The organism is Frisingicoccus sp. (assembly GCA_016298055.1).
Lineage (GTDB): Bacteria > Bacillota > Clostridia > Lachnospirales > Lachnospiraceae > Frisingicoccus.
In genome coordinates this window covers 42242-58756 of the sequence record JAEDDO010000001.1, presented here as the reverse complement: position 1 = coordinate 58756, position 16515 = coordinate 42242, and the positions used below count along the sequence as shown (strand labels likewise).

Below are 16515 nucleotides of genomic sequence, written 5' to 3'. Positions count from 1 at the left end.
AAAGTCTCCTTTTATTTTCTTCATTCATAGTAAGATAAACACGGCCATTCGTCAATACACATACGTCCTGTCTTTGGCAAAACTTTAAAAATCATTCGCTTGTGAAGCGATGGATGTTCAAATACAAGCCGCCATGCAAAAAGGCACAATTCTGTTTTTTCACGCTGCACCCCATGTTCTTTCTTCCACATATCCGTTTGATCCGAATTATATTTCATATCGCCATATATGCCTGCTCCGGCATAAGCTGTCTGCACCCGTATCTGATGATGTCGTCCTGTATTTAAATGGATCTCTGCCAGCGACAAACCGTCTTTCTCACCAAGAATACGGTACTCAAGACAGGCTCTTTTCCCTCCGGAAGCCACGACAGATGAGGTGTTTGTGCGCCCGTCTTTCTGTAGAAAATTTTCAAGTTTGCCCTGCTCCTGTGCCATTTTTCCGGTCAGAAGAGCAAGATAGTATTTCTCTGTCGTATGTGCAGAAAATTGCCGGCTAAGATCTTCTGCCGCTTTTTTTGTTTTTGCATACACCATGACTCCAGCCACCGGACGGTCCAGACGATGTACCGCCCCGACATAAAAACCGCCTTTTTTCCCCGACTCGGCTGCAAGATGATTTTTTATCCAGCTGATCATATCCATCGCCGACGACCTGTCTGACTGGGAAGGCACTCCATGTGGTTTCACGCAAACAATAATATCTCTGTCCTCATATAAAATTTCTATATTCATCATACTTTAAACCGATATCCTACTCCCCATATCGTTTCAATATACTGAGGCTTTGATGTATTAAGCTCGATTTTTTCACGAATTTTCTTAATATGCACTGTAACTGTCGCGATATCTCCCAAAGATTCCATATCCCATATTTTATTAAACAGTTCTTCTTTCTTAAATACGTGATTTGGATTTTCCGCAAGAAAAGTCAATAAGTCAAATTCTTTTGTCGTAAATGCCTTTTCCTCACCATTAACGTAAACTCTTCGAGCCGTTTTATCAATTTTAAGGCCGCGGATCTCAATAATCTCATTGCTCCTGACGGCACTTCCTATTAACCGCTCATATCTTGCCAGATGCGCTTTTACCCGGGCTACCAGCTCACTCGGGCTGAATGGTTTCGTAATATAATCATCTGCACCCATGCCAAGACCGCGGATCTTATCAATATCTTCCTTTTTGGCAGAAACCATCAGAACCGGAATATTTTTTTTCTCCCTGATTCTGCGGCATATCTCAAATCCATCAATGCCCGGGAGCATCAAATCAAGAATAATCAGATCAAAATCTTTTTTCAGCGCTTTCTCCAGTCCTGTGTCCCCGCTATGTTCCATATCTACCTCAAAACCGCTTAATTCCAGATAATCTTTTTCGAGTTCTGCAATGCTGACTTCATCTTCTATGATCAATATCTTACTCATATGTCACACACTCCTTGTACTTGCGCAAAACAAAACTTAATGTTGTTCCTTCATTCTCCACGCTGTTAGCCCATATCTTACCGCCATGTTCTTCAATAATTTTCTTCGCAATAGATAACCCGAGACCGCTGCCGCCTTTGGATGAATTTCTTGAAGCATCCGTCCGATAACATCGTTCAAAAATATGGGGAAGCTCTTTTTTTGCAATTCCTGTTCCATTGTCACTGATATCAACCTGAACAAATTCGGGCTCATTTTTTATAAAAATGCGAATACGTCCCGGACGCGAACCCATATATTTTACAGAATTACCCACAATATTATTGATAACACGTTTAAGCTGCTCCGGATCTGCAATGATAATCGTATCTTCCGGCACATAATTCCGATACTCAAGTGAAATGCCTCTGGATTCCAGATCCAGAGAAATTTCATCCACACAATCCTCAAAGTAATCTTTTAAATTCAGTTTGGCAAAACTGTAATTCATGGAATTACTGTCCAGCTTTGAATACAAAAACAATTCGTCGATCAGCCGATCCATGTCTGTGGCCTTATTATAAATCGTCCGAATATATTTGTCCATTTTTTCCGGCGTGTCCGCCACACCGTCCCTTATACCTTCTACATATCCTTTTATCGCTGTAATAGGCGTTTTCAAATCATGAGAAATATTGCTGATCAATTCTTTATTATCTTTCTCATACTGCATACTCAATTCAATCTGATCCTTCAGCTTGATACGCATCTCCTCAAATGCTGTACAGACTTCTCCGATCTCATCATCATTATCCGTGATAACATTAAAATCAAGGTTCCCATTTTTTATATTTACAGCCGCCTTTTTAAGCTTTTCCAATGGCTGCACAACGCTCTGATACAGCCAGGTAAATGCAATCGCGCCAACAAGTAAAAGAATGATCAACGCACTGACCAGTACTTTGAGTGCCATCCGCTCAACCTGATCGACGACTACACTCACAGGAGTAAAAATCTGAACAACTCCGTACGTATCGTCTGTATATTCAAAGCTGATCTGCTTCACATGAAAAGGTTCTTCTCCTACAATAAAACCGCCTTTTTTTATTTCTCCTCCAAGCTCAATACGGTTTACAAAATCTATATCTTCGCCTGAATAATAGATTTCCCCATCCTTTCTCACAACAAGAAAGGAATAGACTCTTTCAAGACGTGCATTGATATTCTCCAGATATTCTATGTTCTCAAATTGTTCCGGTTTCTGTTCTGCTGCACTTTCCAGTTCTTCAACCACACTGTCTGACATATTACCAAGTACTTCAAAAGGATTAAACAGCATCTCCATGCTTGCATTTCTCATATCATATTTCTGCCTGAGACTTTCCAGTTCAAGGCGTCCAAGTCCCCAGAAAGTCACTGCGATCAAAATGATAGGCACAAAGAAAACGACACCATATGTGATTTTCATCCGAGTAGCCAGCCGCATTTTAATCCCTCCTGTCCAATTATGAGCTCACATCAAAAATCTTTAAAATCTGTTACCGTTATTTTAAATATTTTTTGAGGTCTTCTGCCTTATCCGTTTTTTCCCATGGTAAATCCAGATCATTGCGTCCAAAATGTCCGTAGGCCGCTGTCTGTTTATAAATAGGACGACGTAAATCCAGCATTTTGATAATGCCTGCCGGGCGGAGATCAAAATTTTCACGAATCATATTAACGAACTCTGCTTCTGTAAGCTTACCTGTACCGAAAGTATCGATCATAATGGATGTCGGCTGAGCCACACCTATCGCATAAGACAACTGAATCTCACACTTTTCAGCCAAACCTGCTGCAACAATATTTTTAGCCACATAACGTGCCGCATAAGCTGCAGAGCGGTCTACTTTTGTACAGTCTTTTCCCGAAAATGCGCCGCCGCCGTGACGAGCATATCCGCCATAAGTATCTACAATAATTTTTCTTCCGGTCAATCCACTGTCACCGTGAGGCCCTCCGATCACAAAACGGCCTGTCGGATTAATGAAAAAACGTGTATTTTCGTCTACCATATCCTTTGGAAGGACAACATCAAATACATATTTTTGAATATCTTCATGAATCTGTTCCTGTGTCACATCCGGATCATGCTGTGTAGAAAGAACAACCGTATCCAGACGGGATGGCTTGCCTTCTTCATCATATTCAACAGTAACCTGAGTCTTACCATCCGGACGAAGATACATTAATGTACCATCTTTACGGACACGTGTCAATTGTCTTGCAAGCTTATGTGCCAGTGCGATCGGATACGGCATATACTCTTCTGTCTCGTTTGTTGCGTATCCGAACATCATTCCCTGATCGCCCGCACCAATAGCTTCAATCTGGTCATCGGTCATCTGATGTTCCCTTGCCTCTAATGCCTTATCAACACCCATGGCAATATCCGGTGACTGTTTGTCTAAAGCAACCATTACAGCACAAGTATCTGCATCAAATCCAAATTTTCCACGATTATATCCAATTTCATTTACTGTGTCACGCACAACTTTTCCAATATCAACCGTTGCTTTTGATGTAATTTCACCCATAACCATGACAAGACCTGTCGTAGCACATGTTTCACAGGCTACACGGCTCATCGGATCCTGTTCAAGCATCGCGTCTAAAATAGCATCGGAAACAGCATCGCAGATTTTATCCGGATGACCTTCGGTTACAGATTCTGATGTAAATAAAACTCTTTCCATTTGTAATACTCCTCTCAAAAAATCCTAAAAGAAAAGTCCGCAAAAAGCGGACTTGATTCTTCATATCAAATCCTCTTATTGTTCGAGTTCACTCGCTCCGGCAGGCACCTTCCGTCATCGGGGTTGCCGCAATTTCATCGCTCCTTCGGCTCCATTGCTCTGAATAAGAGAAATTGTCACGTATAAAATTGTTTCATTAACCAATCTTCAGCTTAAATTTCTGAATATCTTTTTCATTCTCAACACGCTCAATACATGCTCCCAGGCTTCGAAGTTTACCTTCAAAATCTTCATATCCACGCTGAATATATCCAATCGAATCAATTGTTGAATACCCGTCAGCAGCCAGTGCCGCAATGACAAGTGCCGCTCCCGCACGCAGATCCGGTGCACTCATATGTGCCCCTTTATACCGTGGAATACCAATAATGATCGCTGTATTCCCCTCAACTTTAATATGGGCACCCATACGCGTCAGTTCGTCCACATAACGGAAACGATTTTCAAAGATACTCTCTGTAATGACGCTTGTACCATCTGCAAGGGCAAGCGCAATTACCGCCTGAGGCTGCATATCCGTCGGAAATCCCGGATACGGCAGTGTCTTAATATTCGTAGGCTGTAAACGTTTGGACGCAACAACACGAACGGCATCATCCAGTTCTTCAATCTCAGCACCCATTTCTATTAATTTAGCCGAAATAGACTCCAGATGTTTCGGAATAACATGTTTAACTGTCACATCGCCCTGCGTTGCCACAGCCGCACACATAAAGGTTCCTGCTTCAATCTGATCCGGAATAATTGTATATTCTGTTCCGTGAAGTTTTTCAACACCGCGGATACGAATAACATCCGTACCGGCACCTTTGATATCTGCACCCATCGAATTCAGGAAATTTGCTACATCTACGATATGCGGTTCTTTTGCCGCATTCTCAAGAATGGTTCGTCCTTCAGCCATAGAAGCAGCCAGCATAATATTGATCGTAGCGCCAACGCTCACCACATCCAGATAGATATGACGTGCTTTCAAATGCTCCGCTTTTGCAACAATCATACTATTATTAATTTCTACTTTAGCCCCAAGTGCCCGAAAACCTTTCAGATGCTGGTCAATTGGACGACTTCCAATATTACACCCTCCCGGAAGGGCAACTTCTGCCTCTTTATATTTGCCGAGGAGTGCCCCAAGCAAATAGTACGAAGCTCTTATCTTACGAATAAATCCATCATCAATACAAAAACTGTGAATATTTTTGCCATTGATCTTTACTACATTTCTACTAATACGCACAACATCTGCGCCAATGGATGCAATGGCCTGCAATAAAACATTGATATCGCTTACATCCGGCAGATTATCAATAATCACATCTTCATCACTCATGATCGCAGCTGCGAGAATACCTAATGCCGCATTCTTTGCACCGCCTATAGTGACTTCGCCGACCAATGGATTTCCGCCTTTTATAACATATTGTTCCATGGTACACCTCAACAAACTTATTGCTATAGTCCCCATTATTATAGCATAATCCAGAAATTTGTAAATTGCATTTTATAATTTTGTAAAAATTACCTCTGTTTTTTACAACTATTTTAAACTTCTGTGCCTGATATTTTATACTTTTTCCTGTTATAAACATCTTGACACCGCTTTTTTTCAATAAAACCAGTGAGAATAAGCAGTATTCCGCATACAACTGTTATGCACAATCCAGACTTAAACCCCTTTGGACAATAGGACATTTCGATCTCATGGGTTCCCCCAGAAAGAGAAATTCCGATAAATGCATCACCAATCTTCTCAGGTTCTGTATCCTGTCCGTCGACCCGAATATGCCAGCCTTCATCATAAGGAATGGATGTAAACAGCATGCCCGCTTTCTGCACATCAACACTTCCATGAAGTTTTGTCGATGTCGCTCTATCGATATCCCACTTCTGTTCACTCAATGTATTAAAGATATTATAAAAAGTGTCCATCGAATGTTCTGCCGCAATAAGTTTAATCGTGCCACTGCTATAGTCCTTATCCAGTTTAAATGTCAGTGTCACTTCATCTCCTTCAGACAACTGCCCCACATGAACAATATGTCCGTCCTCGTCGGAATAAGTTTTTTTATTTTCCAAATAGGCAACCCTTACAGATACACAGTGAGCTGCCTTAAAATAGAAATAAAAATCCTGTTCCTTATCAGACACGTATGTATAGGTTATTTCCCCCTCACCGTTGTCTGTTGATGTATAAGACCAGTCTGCCCATGTATCTGTTGTTAAGTCACATCCTTCAGCGGAAGGATCCGGAATTCCAAAATATCTGAAAGGTTTCTCTTCTGAGTCTGTTGATGCCATAACCATCTGATTAATAACATCAAAAGGATTTGTCTTTTCATAATCCCAGTTAAGTATATTATCCGAAACCATAAATCCCAAGCCAAGCGCACAGTGATTAATATACAGATTTTTTCCGTCTGCCTCACTCATCCATTCAAATGTACGCACTGTATCCGATTTTTGATTACTCATCAAATATTTAATATTGAAAAATGCATCTGTCTCCGGCGTCGCTCCCTGGTAACTATATTTATTCGTCACTGCAAAAAATCCCAAACGTTTTGCCAGATGATCCACACCCGCATTCACTGTTGAAGAAAAAAGAGACATACCCGGGATATTATGCCATGTCACATCGTCTCTGCCACGGCGTTCCTCCAGTTCAACACGATAAAAATTATCTGCCTCACGCTCTTCTATTTCGGATTTTAAAGTCCAGACAGCCTTTTGATCGCTATAGTAATCCTTTCTGTCAACCGTGCCATTATGACAAAGCCCGAAAATTCCATAACCACAGGCTTCAACAAGCATAATACCTAATAATAAAACCTTAAGCTTTCTTTTTTTATTTTTCCACAGCAGCACACATGTCAAAAGCAGACCATAGATCCACACAGCCACACAGTTAATGACCCATGTATAACTTTCAAGATCTACCAGATCAAACCACCAGCATCCAGCCAAAACTAACATCCATATTTCAGCGGAAACGGCAGGAAGCCACCGCGGACACCTGTTTAGTCCTCTAAATCCCTCGTATGCCATAGTTAAGAGCATAAAAATATAAATAAACGAATATCTTCCCGGCAAATCATTTGGGAAATGAAATCCATGCCATATATAGGTCAGATAATTTGTATTCAGACTTATCAGAAGAAAAGCCGCAACAGCAATATGAAATATCTTATCTTGTATCCGGATTCTTTTATTTGCCAGATAAACGGGTATAAGCAAAAGTACAGCCACACCGCAATACAAATTAAAATTTCCGGACAAGTCCGTCGGCTCAATCGCTGTAAAATGCTGACACAAAAGTTCAAAAAAATCACGATAAAATTTTATACTGGAAGGAAAAGAACTTTTTGCCGACTGACTTGCCATGAGTGCCGAAGCCGTCGGAATCAGCATGACAGCCCCAAAGCCGCCGGCAATCAGCGAATACCCTGCAAACTTAAAACTTCTGCATATCTTTTTTTTCATCGAAACATGTCTCACACAGACAATCTCCATCAAAAAATCAATGCATGAAAAAATGCAGATCATAAAAGCTATATAGTAATTAATAAAAATACACAATGCAAGCGAAATACCATACAGCCATCCCCGACCGTTCCTGCACAGCCTGTAGATTCCGAGCATAACCAATGGGAACAGTACAATACAGTCCAGCCACATAATATTCCAGCTGTAACCGATTGAAAAACTGCTTAATGCATAACAGCATCCAAAAACGGTAAGTTCAATACCTTCATGATGAAATCTTTTTTTCAGGAAATATGAAAAACTTAAGCCGCTCAAACCGATCTTAATAAACACAATAAGAGAAAAACATTCCATCACCATACTTTTAGGAAAAACTAAAAGCAAAAGATTCAAAGGACTGGCCAGATAATAGGCAATAACTGCCCAAAAATTCATTCCGAGTCCGCCGTTCCAACTATAGAATAAACTGTCAAAATGACGCCATTTATATTGTAATTCCGATAAAAAAGGAACATATTGGTGATAAGAATCAATAATAGCTATACCTCTGTCTCCAAATGGCCACATCCCCTGACAAATGAAAGCCACCACGACTACAAAAAATGGAATAAGAAAGGCCAAAATATGAAAAGCATTTCTGCTTACCCAACTTTTTATTTTTCTGCTCATTTTCTATACTCTATTACTCCCTCATTGTCTTACTTATGTCCTCAACAACTTCACGAATCCCTTTATTCTTTGTATCTATAGTAATGTCTGCATACATTTCGTACAAAGGAACTCTTTCATTGTAAAGATCAAGCAATGTATTCCCGGAGCGAATCGCAACACCCCGCTTTAAAAGATTTCCCAAACGCATTTCCAGAGATTCATAGTCTGTTTTTAAATAAATAACTTTTCCTATAGATTTCAAATGTTCCATAGCCTCTTCTCCGTAAATAACGCTTCCGCCCGTTGCAACAACAGACTTTTCTACAGAGAGTGCCGCATTAATACGATTCTCAATATTTAAAAACTCATCAATACCGACCTCATCAATAATCTCAAACAATCTCTTTCCGGTTTCTTTCTGTATTACAAGATCTGAATCAACAAAATTATAGCCAAGTGCCTTTGCCAGAACAACACCTACTGTACTCTTTCCCGCTCCGGGCATTCCAATCAAAATAATATTATCTTTCATATGCAACCTCCTTTTTGTCTATGTTCAGTTATTTTATCATTTCTTTCCCGAATTCTCAACCCTTTCATCTGAAGCCAATCCTTCATTGACCTCTATCATACCTTTGATTATAATAAAGGGGGAGGCGATTTTTATAAAATCTGTTATTTTTCATATTGATGTCAATTCTGCATATTTGAGCTGGACAGCTGTCCGCCTCCTTTCCGAGGGCAGTTCTCTGGACATACGAACCATTCCGTCGATCATTGGCGGTGATGTATCCAAACGCCGGGGTGTCGTACTGGCCAAATCTATTCCGGCAAAACATTTTCAGATTCGTACCGGTGAACCTGTCACGGACGCATTAAAAAAATGCCCTACTCTGAAAATCTTTCAGCCGGATCACGCCTATTATCAGAAGTGCAGTACCCAGATGCTCCACCTGCTGGAAAATTATTCTCCTGATATTCGCCCATACAGTATTGATGAATGTTTTATAACCTATATTCCTTTTAAAAATGGTGGCGAAACACCATTAAAAGCCGCCGATCAAATCCGGCAAGACATCCGGAACAGCCTTGGATTTACTGTAAATATAGGAATTTCTACCAACTGTCTTCTGGCAAAAATGGCTTCGGATTTTCAAAAGCCTGACCGGGTACATACACTATTTCCTGAAGAAATCCCCCAAAAAATGTGGCCGCTGCCTGTAAAAGATCTTTTTATGGTCGGTCGCTCTTCCGCACATACACTGGAACTTCTCGGGATAAAAACAATCGGCGACCTGGCTCACACCGACCCTGTAATTCTTACATCTCACTTGAAGAGTCACGGACAAACAATCTGGGAATATGCCAATGGTCTGGAATATACACCGATTGATGCCAGACGCCATATATCGAAAGGCATTGGTAATTCGACAACTTTGTCTTCCGATATCAACGAATCTGCTGCTGCCAGAAAAGTTCTGCTGTCATTATGTGACTCTGTATCCCAACGGCTCAGAAAAAGCAATCAATATGCCGGAATGATCAGTGTCGAAATTAAGTACCATGATTTTTCATCTGTATCACATCAGACAACCCTGTTGACACCGAGTCAGAACGCACACATATTGTATCAATGTGCCTGTAAATTGTTTGATGAATTATGGAATCAAAAACCTATACGCCTGCTCGGTGTACGTACATCCAAATTAACCGATGCCAGTTCTCTTCAAATGAATCTTTTTGATACATCTCAGAATGAAAAACTGGAAAAACTGGATCAGGCTCTTGATCGCATCCGACAAAAATACGGACATGATGCCATTGTCCGCGGAAGCTTTCTGGACAAAAAATGAGATGCATATTTTTAAATGCATCCCATTTTTTATCCTGTTATTTTCTGTTTTTATTTTTCTTTACATTCTTCTTTCTCACAGCATAACCAAAACTGCCCAGATGTTTTCCAACACCATAGTACTGTCCATGGGAATAGACAAGCGGGTGTGACTTTTCAAGATGAAATGTTCCCTTTTCATCCATATAACGCTCATCGACATAAACAGCTGTTACTTCTGCCACAAACATATCATGACTTCCAAGTTCCATCACATTTTTTACCCGGCATTCTATGGAAACAGGACTTTCAACGATCATCGGTGCATACTGCAGCTCTCCGAAAGCCGGCGTCAGATGCATCTCTTTGAATTTATCCATATCTTTTCCGGAACGGACACCGCAAAAATCTGTTGCTCTGGCAAGCTCCTCGGTTGTCAGATTGATCACATATTCTCCGGTCTCCTGAATCATATGATGTGAAAAACGCTCTTTACGTACAGATACATAAACCATCGGCGGATCCGAACATACCGTACCTGTCCAGGCTGCTGTCATTAAATTTATCTTTCCTTCTCTGTCACCACAACTGACAAGAACTGCCGGCAGAGGATATAACATATTTCCCGGCTTCCATTTCTGCTTTGACATGCGTTTCTCCTCTACTCCTGTAATGTTCCAACCATCTTTGGAATAAACTGTTTCTTTCTGGATACCATATGATCCACAAATACACTGTCTCCGTCCTTCGTCACATTTGAACCGAAGCTCTTACAAGCCACCTCAAAGGCCTCAACATCTGAACAAAGTACCCATGATGACTCATCCAGAATATTTGTAAGCATAAAGAAGATCATATCCAAACCATGCTCTTCTTTTGCCTTGTCCAGCATATTTTTCAGACGTTCCCGAATCGTTTTAAGTGCTCTTGCATCCAGAGAAGTAATCTGTCCAACACCAAACTGTGTATCTCCTGCAGAGAATTTTTTGAAATCCTGATAAAACAGATCTGTATCGGATTTACTCTTCAGATCGCTTCCTGCCTCAAACATCTGCATTGCATAATCTTCTACTTCCACGCCCGCTATTTTAGCTAAAGCTTCAGCAGCCAGCTTATCCAGCGGAGTACATGTCGGAGAACGATACATCAACGTGTCTGATAAAATTGCCGAACACATGAGTCCGGCCATATCCGGCGGAATCTCAACTTTATTTTCTTTATACATCTGATATACGATTGTCGAAGTACACCCTACCGGCTGACATCTGAAATATACCGGTTTAATACTCTGAACATAACCCAGCTTATGATGATCCACAATTTCCATGATCTCACAGTCAAACAGACCGTCCACCGCCTGGCCGGACTCGTTGTGATCCACAAGGGCCACTTTCTTCTTATCCATATCAATAAGATCATGACGCGTAAACATACCGAGTACTTTTCCCTGATTGTCTACAACCGGGAAAGCTCTGTGACGATTTTTTGCCATAACGTCTTTAACATCTTCAATGAAATCCTCTCTCTTGAAAGTTTTCATGTTTTCAACCATAAAATGGCTGATCGCCATACTCTGATTGATCAGACGTGCTGCAATAAATGTGTCATACGGTGTGCGAATAATCGTACAATTATGCTCTTTTGCAAGTTTAAGTATCGTATCGTTTGGCTGAGTATTCATACTGATAATCAGACATCCGGCATTCATCTCAATTGCACACAGCTGTGACTCATATCGGTCTCCCAACATAACCATATCGCCATCTTCAATATATTCTTCCATTAAATCCGGATTCGCCGCTGCAATCAAAATCTTGCCTTTTTCAACAACACCATCCGGGTCCCCAACAAGAATTTCTCCATCAAGAGTATCCACAATATTTTTATACGGGGTCCGATTTTGTGATAAGACTCTGCTGTCATAAACGCCCATATAAGTTTTGGCAATATCGCCCTTTGTAATAAGACCCAAAAGTTTTTTGTTATCATCTACAATCGTCAATGTAGAAATTTTTTCTTTCTGAAGATGCTGCCATGCTTCCCGAATAGACATATCCGGATGGCCGCTGTGGTAAGGAGATATCTGAACATCTCTTACCTGGGTCCGCACATCATCCATATACATTGGCACTTCTGTATGAAAACGTTCTAAAACAAACGCGGTCTCTGAATTAATCTCTCCCGCACGTACAGGCACATAGTTGACGCCTGTCACTTTCTTCCGCAGGTAGGCATATGCAATTGCGGAGCAAATAGAATCCGTATCCGGATGTTTATGTCCAATGACGTAAATTTTTGCCTTTTTCATCTCTGCATCCTCCTACTACCCTTGTAATCCGGCTGTTAATTTTGGTATCAATTGTTTCTTTCTGGATACCACACCTTCTAAGTCAATATAATTTTCTTCCGCTTCCAGATGAAAACTGTTTTCAACAACCATCTTCGCATCCTTACCTACAAATAAAAGCCGGGTAGATTCTTTTAAAATATCCGTCAGCATAAAGAAGATCATATCTGTTTCCATATCTTCCAGAGTTGATTCCATATAGGCCAGCAAACGTTCCTGAACACTTAACAGTTCATTACGATTCATCGATGTGATCTGTCCGACACCATAATTTACATCTGCTGCTGTAAATTTTTTATAATCCTGGAAAAATATCTCAGAATCTGTCTTTTTCTTAAGCTGGCTTCCTTCCTCAAACATGCGCATTGCATGGCTTTCGATATCAACACCTGCTATCTCAGCCAATTGTTCAGCAACCATCTGATCCATAGCTGTACATGTCGGTGAACGGAACATTAAGGTATCTGAAATAATTGCAGAACATAAAATTCCTGCAATATCTTTTGAAACCGGAATCTGATTTTCCATATACATCTCATAAACAATTGTGGCCGTACATCCAACCGGCTCATTTCTTACATTAACCGGACGAATCGTCTCGACTGTTCCTAATTTATGATGATCAACAATCTCCACAACTTCTGCTTCATCGACACCTTCCGCTGCCTGTTCGACCTCGTTATGATCGACCAGAACGACCTTCTTTGCATCCATATCAATGAGTGTACGTCTGGAAATCATTCCCACGTACCGTCCGTTGACATCCACAATAGGGAAATCCCGGTGACGTTTACTCATCATAACCGGTTTAATATCTGCCACATAATCACTCTCATTGAATTCAATAATACCCTCTTTGATCATAAAATAGCTGACAGGGATACTCTGGTTAATCGAACGTGTCACTGCATATGTATCATATGGTGTACAAATGACGGAACATCCATTCTCTTCAGCCAGTTTACAGATCGTTCTTGAAGCTCTTGCTCCATCGCATATAATAATACAGGATGCTTTATTTTCAATTGCACTCAACTGAGCTTCGTAACGATTTCCCAAAATGACCAGATCGTCTTCTTTTATAAATTTATCAATAACGCTGAGAGTTGCCGTGGAAACAACAAGTTTTCCTTTTGTCAGGCACTTGCCCGAATCCCCGACAATCAACTCACCTTTTAATGTCTCCAGTATGTTGGCAATCGGCGTACAGGCCTCTCCCAATATCTCATTATCCAAAACAGACATATAAGCGGCTGCAATATCTGACATTGTGATCAGTCCCTGAAGAAATCCTTCCTTGTCCACAACTGCCAGAGTCGATGTATCCGACTCTCTCATTGTCTCCCATGCTTTTTTCAATGAATAATTTGCAGGTATTCCCTTAATATGCCGGATATTAATGTCACCAACCTGAGTACGGATGGCATTCATAAGTACCGGCGTTTTCTGATTAAATGTTTTTAAAACATATTCTGTCTCTGTGTTCACCTGCCCCGCACGTGCCGGAACATAGACCACATTACCACCTTCAACAAACAAATTCTGGTACAATCCCTCAGAATCGCCTTTTTTTACCCGATCAAGAATCTCATTTTTAAGCGAGGCGTAGGCAATCGCTGAACAAATAGAATCTGAATCCGGATTCTTATGTCCAATCACATAGACTTCCTTTTGTCTCTTTAATTCCATAGTGATATTTCTCCTTTTAAATAACCTAAGCGTATTTTAGCACATCTCAGACAAATCCTTCGTATTTTTTTGAGGACATTGGAAATATTTGCCGTTCAGAAACCAGATAAGCTTCGTTCGAATAAATCCGAACGAAGCTTATCCCACATATTTTATCCATCTTACAGACGTTTCAGCAACGCTTCCGTAAGATCCTCATATCCCGGTTTTCCAAGAAGAGCAAACATATTTTTCTTATAACTTTCAACCCCTGGCTGATTAAATGGATTCACTCCGAGAACATATCCACTTACACCACAGGCAAATTCATAGAAATAGAATAATTCACCCAGATAAAACTCATTCTGTTCAGGAATATGCACCATAAGATTCGGTACATTACCATCGGTATGTGCAAGAATTGTACCATTCATCGCACTCTTATTAATAAAATCTACATTCTTTCCCGCAAGATAATTTAATCCGTCCAGATCTACCGGTTCTTCTTCAATCAATATCTCATGTTTTGATTTCTCCACATCCAGAACAGTCTCAAACATAATACGCGCTCCATCCTGAATAAACTGTCCCATCGAATGGAGGTCTGCCGTAAGTGTTACAGATGCCGGGAAAATACCTCTCTGATCTTTTCCTTCACTTTCACCGTATAACTGCTTCCACCATTCTCCAATATATAAAAGTGACGGTTCATAGCTGCATGTAATCTCAATCGACTTTCCTTTGCGAAGCAGAATATTTCGGATGGCTGCATACTGAAGTGCATCGTTATCTTCAAATGCATTCTCAAGACAGCGTGTTCTCGCGCTTGCTGCTCCGGCCATGAGCTGATCAATATCGGCACCGCTGACAGCAATCGGAAGAAGACCTACGGCTGTAAGAACAGAAAAACGTCCGCCCACATCATCCGGGACAACAAAGGTTTCATATCCTTCTTCGTCTGCCAGATGTTTTAAAGCACCCTTCGCTTTATCTGTTGTACAATAAATACGTTTTGCCGCTTCTTCTTTACCGTATTTGTTTTCGATCAGTTTCTTAAATACGCGAAATGCGACTGCCGGTTCTGTTGTCGTTCCGGATTTTGAAATCATGTTAATTGAAAAATCTCTGTCACCGATAATATCGATCAGATTGCTGATGTAGGAACTGCTCAGATTATTGCCTACGAAATAAATCTCCGGTGTCTTACGCATATCTTTCGGCAATATATTATAAAAATTATGCTGAAGGAACTCAATCGCTGCACGCGCTCCAAGATAAGAACCTCCGATACCTATTACGAGAAGCACATCCGAATCCTGCTTAATCTTTTCTGCGGATTTTTTAATGCGTTCAAACTCTTCTTTGTCATAATCTACAGGAAGGTCTATCCAGCCCAGAAAATCATTCCCCGCTCCGGTTTTACTGACAAGCACATCTCTGGCATCTCCGACCAGTTTTTTCATAATGTTCACTTCATCTTCACGAATAAATGAAGCTGTCTTGGAATAGTCAAATCTAACCCCTTTTTCCATGTTGATTACCTCCATAAGTATTTAATATTCTTATCTATCATAATACCAAAATTGCCGGATTTTATCAATGTTTTGACCTTTTTTAACACAAAAATTCTTTTAATACATCTTCCACGATTTTTGCATCGACATCATCATTCTGGTAGTCAGGTTCGCTCTCCGGATAACTGTTATAATAGTATTGACTGCTGCGTTTTTTTCTTCTCGTACCTCCTGCAGCCGCAACTTCCTGAAGCGCACGTTTATACTGCTCGGGCGGAATCTGCCCTTCCTTATCTTTGTAATCCTGAGCAAGTTTGTTACTTAAATAATTATCTACATAATCCATAATCGAATACATCAAAAATTTTTCTTTTGATACAAAATCCATAAATAACATACACCCGCTGATAACAACAACACCCAGTACAGCCATAAAGAGGACATTTGATATGCGATCCAATTCCCCTCCCCGGGTCCATCGATACATAAAATTTCCACCTCCGACGGCAAGCATGGCTGTCATAATAAGATAAGGCAGCCGGCTCCATGCCTGAAGCGAAAAAGGTCCGACACGATACTTCTTTATGTATCTTCCAATCAATGCCTGTGTATCCTCCGGATGCATTCCGATTTTAAAATAACTTGCCACTTTCAAGCGTATATATTTTATCAGTTTTTGATTCGATGATCCCATCAAATCCGCTTCCCTTAAAAGTCTTTTGTATATTCTTCCCGTCATCCATAATACAATTAATCCTGATACCGCCAATAAAAGTTCGGCATAGAAAGGGATTCCCTGTCCCAGTAACCAGTTTTTCATTTTG

At 40.6% G+C, this 16515-nt stretch carries 13 protein-coding genes and 1 riboswitch; of the genes, 1 reads left to right on the top strand and 12 read right to left on the bottom strand.

The window, feature by feature from the left end:
• Positions 1-20 precede the first annotated feature (20 nt).
• The 7 genes from QZZ35_RS00255 to QZZ35_RS00225 form a co-directional block, all read right to left on the bottom strand.
• Positions 21-737: an RluA family pseudouridine synthase gene (locus QZZ35_RS00255; protein ID WP_291235622.1), complete on the bottom strand. Its 717-nt coding sequence runs from the start codon at positions 735-737 to the stop codon at positions 21-23.
• Entirely contained in the window at positions 734-1423 is a 690-nt protein-coding gene (locus tag QZZ35_RS00250; protein WP_291235621.1) for a response regulator transcription factor, read from the bottom strand. Before QZZ35_RS00250 ends, QZZ35_RS00255 begins: the two co-directional genes overlap by 4 nt.
• On the bottom strand, positions 1416-2888 hold the full coding sequence (locus tag QZZ35_RS00245) for a sensor histidine kinase (RefSeq protein WP_291235620.1): 1473 nt from the start codon (positions 2886-2888) through the stop codon (positions 1416-1418). The genes QZZ35_RS00250 and QZZ35_RS00245 overlap by 8 nt, the downstream gene beginning before the upstream one ends.
• 58 nt (positions 2889-2946) lie before the next feature.
• A complete protein-coding gene (gene metK, locus QZZ35_RS00240) occupies positions 2947-4137 on the bottom strand; it encodes a methionine adenosyltransferase (protein WP_291235619.1) in 1191 nt (396 codons plus the stop codon).
• 72 nt (positions 4138-4209) lie between these two features.
• A riboswitch (SAM riboswitch) is annotated at positions 4210-4307 on the bottom strand.
• A gap of 26 nt (positions 4308-4333) precedes the next feature.
• Entirely contained in the window at positions 4334-5626 is a 1293-nt protein-coding gene (locus tag QZZ35_RS00235) for a UDP-N-acetylglucosamine 1-carboxyvinyltransferase (protein ID WP_291235618.1), read from the bottom strand.
• A 113-nt stretch (positions 5627-5739) separates the two neighbouring features.
• On the bottom strand, positions 5740-8349 hold the full coding sequence (locus QZZ35_RS00230) for a YfhO family protein (RefSeq protein WP_291235617.1): 2610 nt from the start codon (positions 8347-8349) through the stop codon (positions 5740-5742).
• A gap of 13 nt (positions 8350-8362) precedes the next feature.
• Complete coding sequence (locus QZZ35_RS00225; RefSeq protein ID WP_291235616.1) at positions 8363-8863, bottom strand: shikimate kinase; 501 nt, start codon at positions 8861-8863, stop codon at positions 8363-8365.
• A 133-nt stretch (positions 8864-8996) separates the two neighbouring features.
• Between QZZ35_RS00225 and QZZ35_RS00220 the strand changes: the two genes are divergently transcribed.
• On the top strand, positions 8997-10184 hold the full coding sequence (locus QZZ35_RS00220; RefSeq protein ID WP_291235638.1) for a Y-family DNA polymerase: 1188 nt from the start codon (positions 8997-8999) through the stop codon (positions 10182-10184).
• Positions 10185-10221: 37 nt separating this feature from the next.
• Here the strand turns inward: QZZ35_RS00220 and QZZ35_RS00215 are convergent, their stop codons facing one another.
• From QZZ35_RS00215 to QZZ35_RS00195, 5 genes are all read right to left on the bottom strand, one after another.
• Entirely contained in the window at positions 10222-10812 is a 591-nt protein-coding gene (locus tag QZZ35_RS00215) for a flavin reductase family protein (protein ID WP_291235615.1), read from the bottom strand.
• Positions 10813-10823: 11 nt separating this feature from the next.
• Entirely contained in the window at positions 10824-12470 is a 1647-nt protein-coding gene (locus tag QZZ35_RS00210) for a putative manganese-dependent inorganic diphosphatase (RefSeq protein ID WP_291235614.1), read from the bottom strand.
• A 15-nt stretch (positions 12471-12485) separates the two neighbouring features.
• On the bottom strand, positions 12486-14198 hold the full coding sequence (locus tag QZZ35_RS00205) for a putative manganese-dependent inorganic diphosphatase (RefSeq protein ID WP_291235613.1): 1713 nt from the start codon (positions 14196-14198) through the stop codon (positions 12486-12488).
• Positions 14199-14359: 161 nt separating this feature from the next.
• Positions 14360-15709 (bottom strand): glucose-6-phosphate isomerase, encoded by a 1350-nt coding sequence (locus QZZ35_RS00200; protein WP_291235612.1) that lies wholly within the window; start codon positions 15707-15709, stop codon positions 14360-14362.
• A gap of 82 nt (positions 15710-15791) precedes the next feature.
• Positions 15792-16511: a hypothetical protein gene (locus tag QZZ35_RS00195; protein WP_291235611.1), complete on the bottom strand. Its 720-nt coding sequence runs from the start codon at positions 16509-16511 to the stop codon at positions 15792-15794.
• Between the last annotated feature and the right edge of the window lie 4 nt (positions 16512-16515).

What these genes read in the sequence shown, in the direction of transcription:
- QZZ35_RS00255 (WP_291235622.1), bottom strand. Translation starts at nt 737, where the DNA reads ATGATGAATATAGAAATTTTATATGAGGACAGAGATATTATTGTTTGC.
- QZZ35_RS00250 (WP_291235621.1), bottom strand. Translation starts at nt 1,423, where the DNA reads ATGAGTAAGATATTGATCATAGAAGATGAAGTCAGCATTGCAGAACTC.
- QZZ35_RS00245 (WP_291235620.1), bottom strand. Translation starts at nt 2,888, where the DNA reads ATGCGGCTGGCTACTCGGATGAAAATCACATATGGTGTCGTTTTCTTT.
- metK (WP_291235619.1), bottom strand. Translation starts at nt 4,137, where the DNA reads ATGGAAAGAGTTTTATTTACATCAGAATCTGTAACCGAAGGTCATCCG.
- QZZ35_RS00235 (WP_291235618.1), bottom strand. Translation starts at nt 5,626, where the DNA reads ATGGAACAATATGTTATAAAAGGCGGAAATCCATTGGTCGGCGAAGTC.
- QZZ35_RS00230 (WP_291235617.1), bottom strand. Translation starts at nt 8,349, where the DNA reads ATGAGCAGAAAAATAAAAAGTTGGGTAAGCAGAAATGCTTTTCATATT.
- QZZ35_RS00225 (WP_291235616.1), bottom strand. Translation starts at nt 8,863, where the DNA reads ATGAAAGATAATATTATTTTGATTGGAATGCCCGGAGCGGGAAAGAGT.
- QZZ35_RS00215 (WP_291235615.1), bottom strand. Translation starts at nt 10,812, where the DNA reads ATGTCAAAGCAGAAATGGAAGCCGGGAAATATGTTATATCCTCTGCCG.
- QZZ35_RS00210 (WP_291235614.1), bottom strand. Translation starts at nt 12,470, where the DNA reads ATGAAAAAGGCAAAAATTTACGTCATTGGACATAAACATCCGGATACG.
- QZZ35_RS00205 (WP_291235613.1), bottom strand. Translation starts at nt 14,198, where the DNA reads ATGGAATTAAAGAGACAAAAGGAAGTCTATGTGATTGGACATAAGAAT.
- QZZ35_RS00200 (WP_291235612.1), bottom strand. Translation starts at nt 15,709, where the DNA reads ATGGAAAAAGGGGTTAGATTTGACTATTCCAAGACAGCTTCATTTATT.
- QZZ35_RS00195 (WP_291235611.1), bottom strand. Translation starts at nt 16,511, where the DNA reads ATGAAAAACTGGTTACTGGGACAGGGAATCCCTTTCTATGCCGAACTT.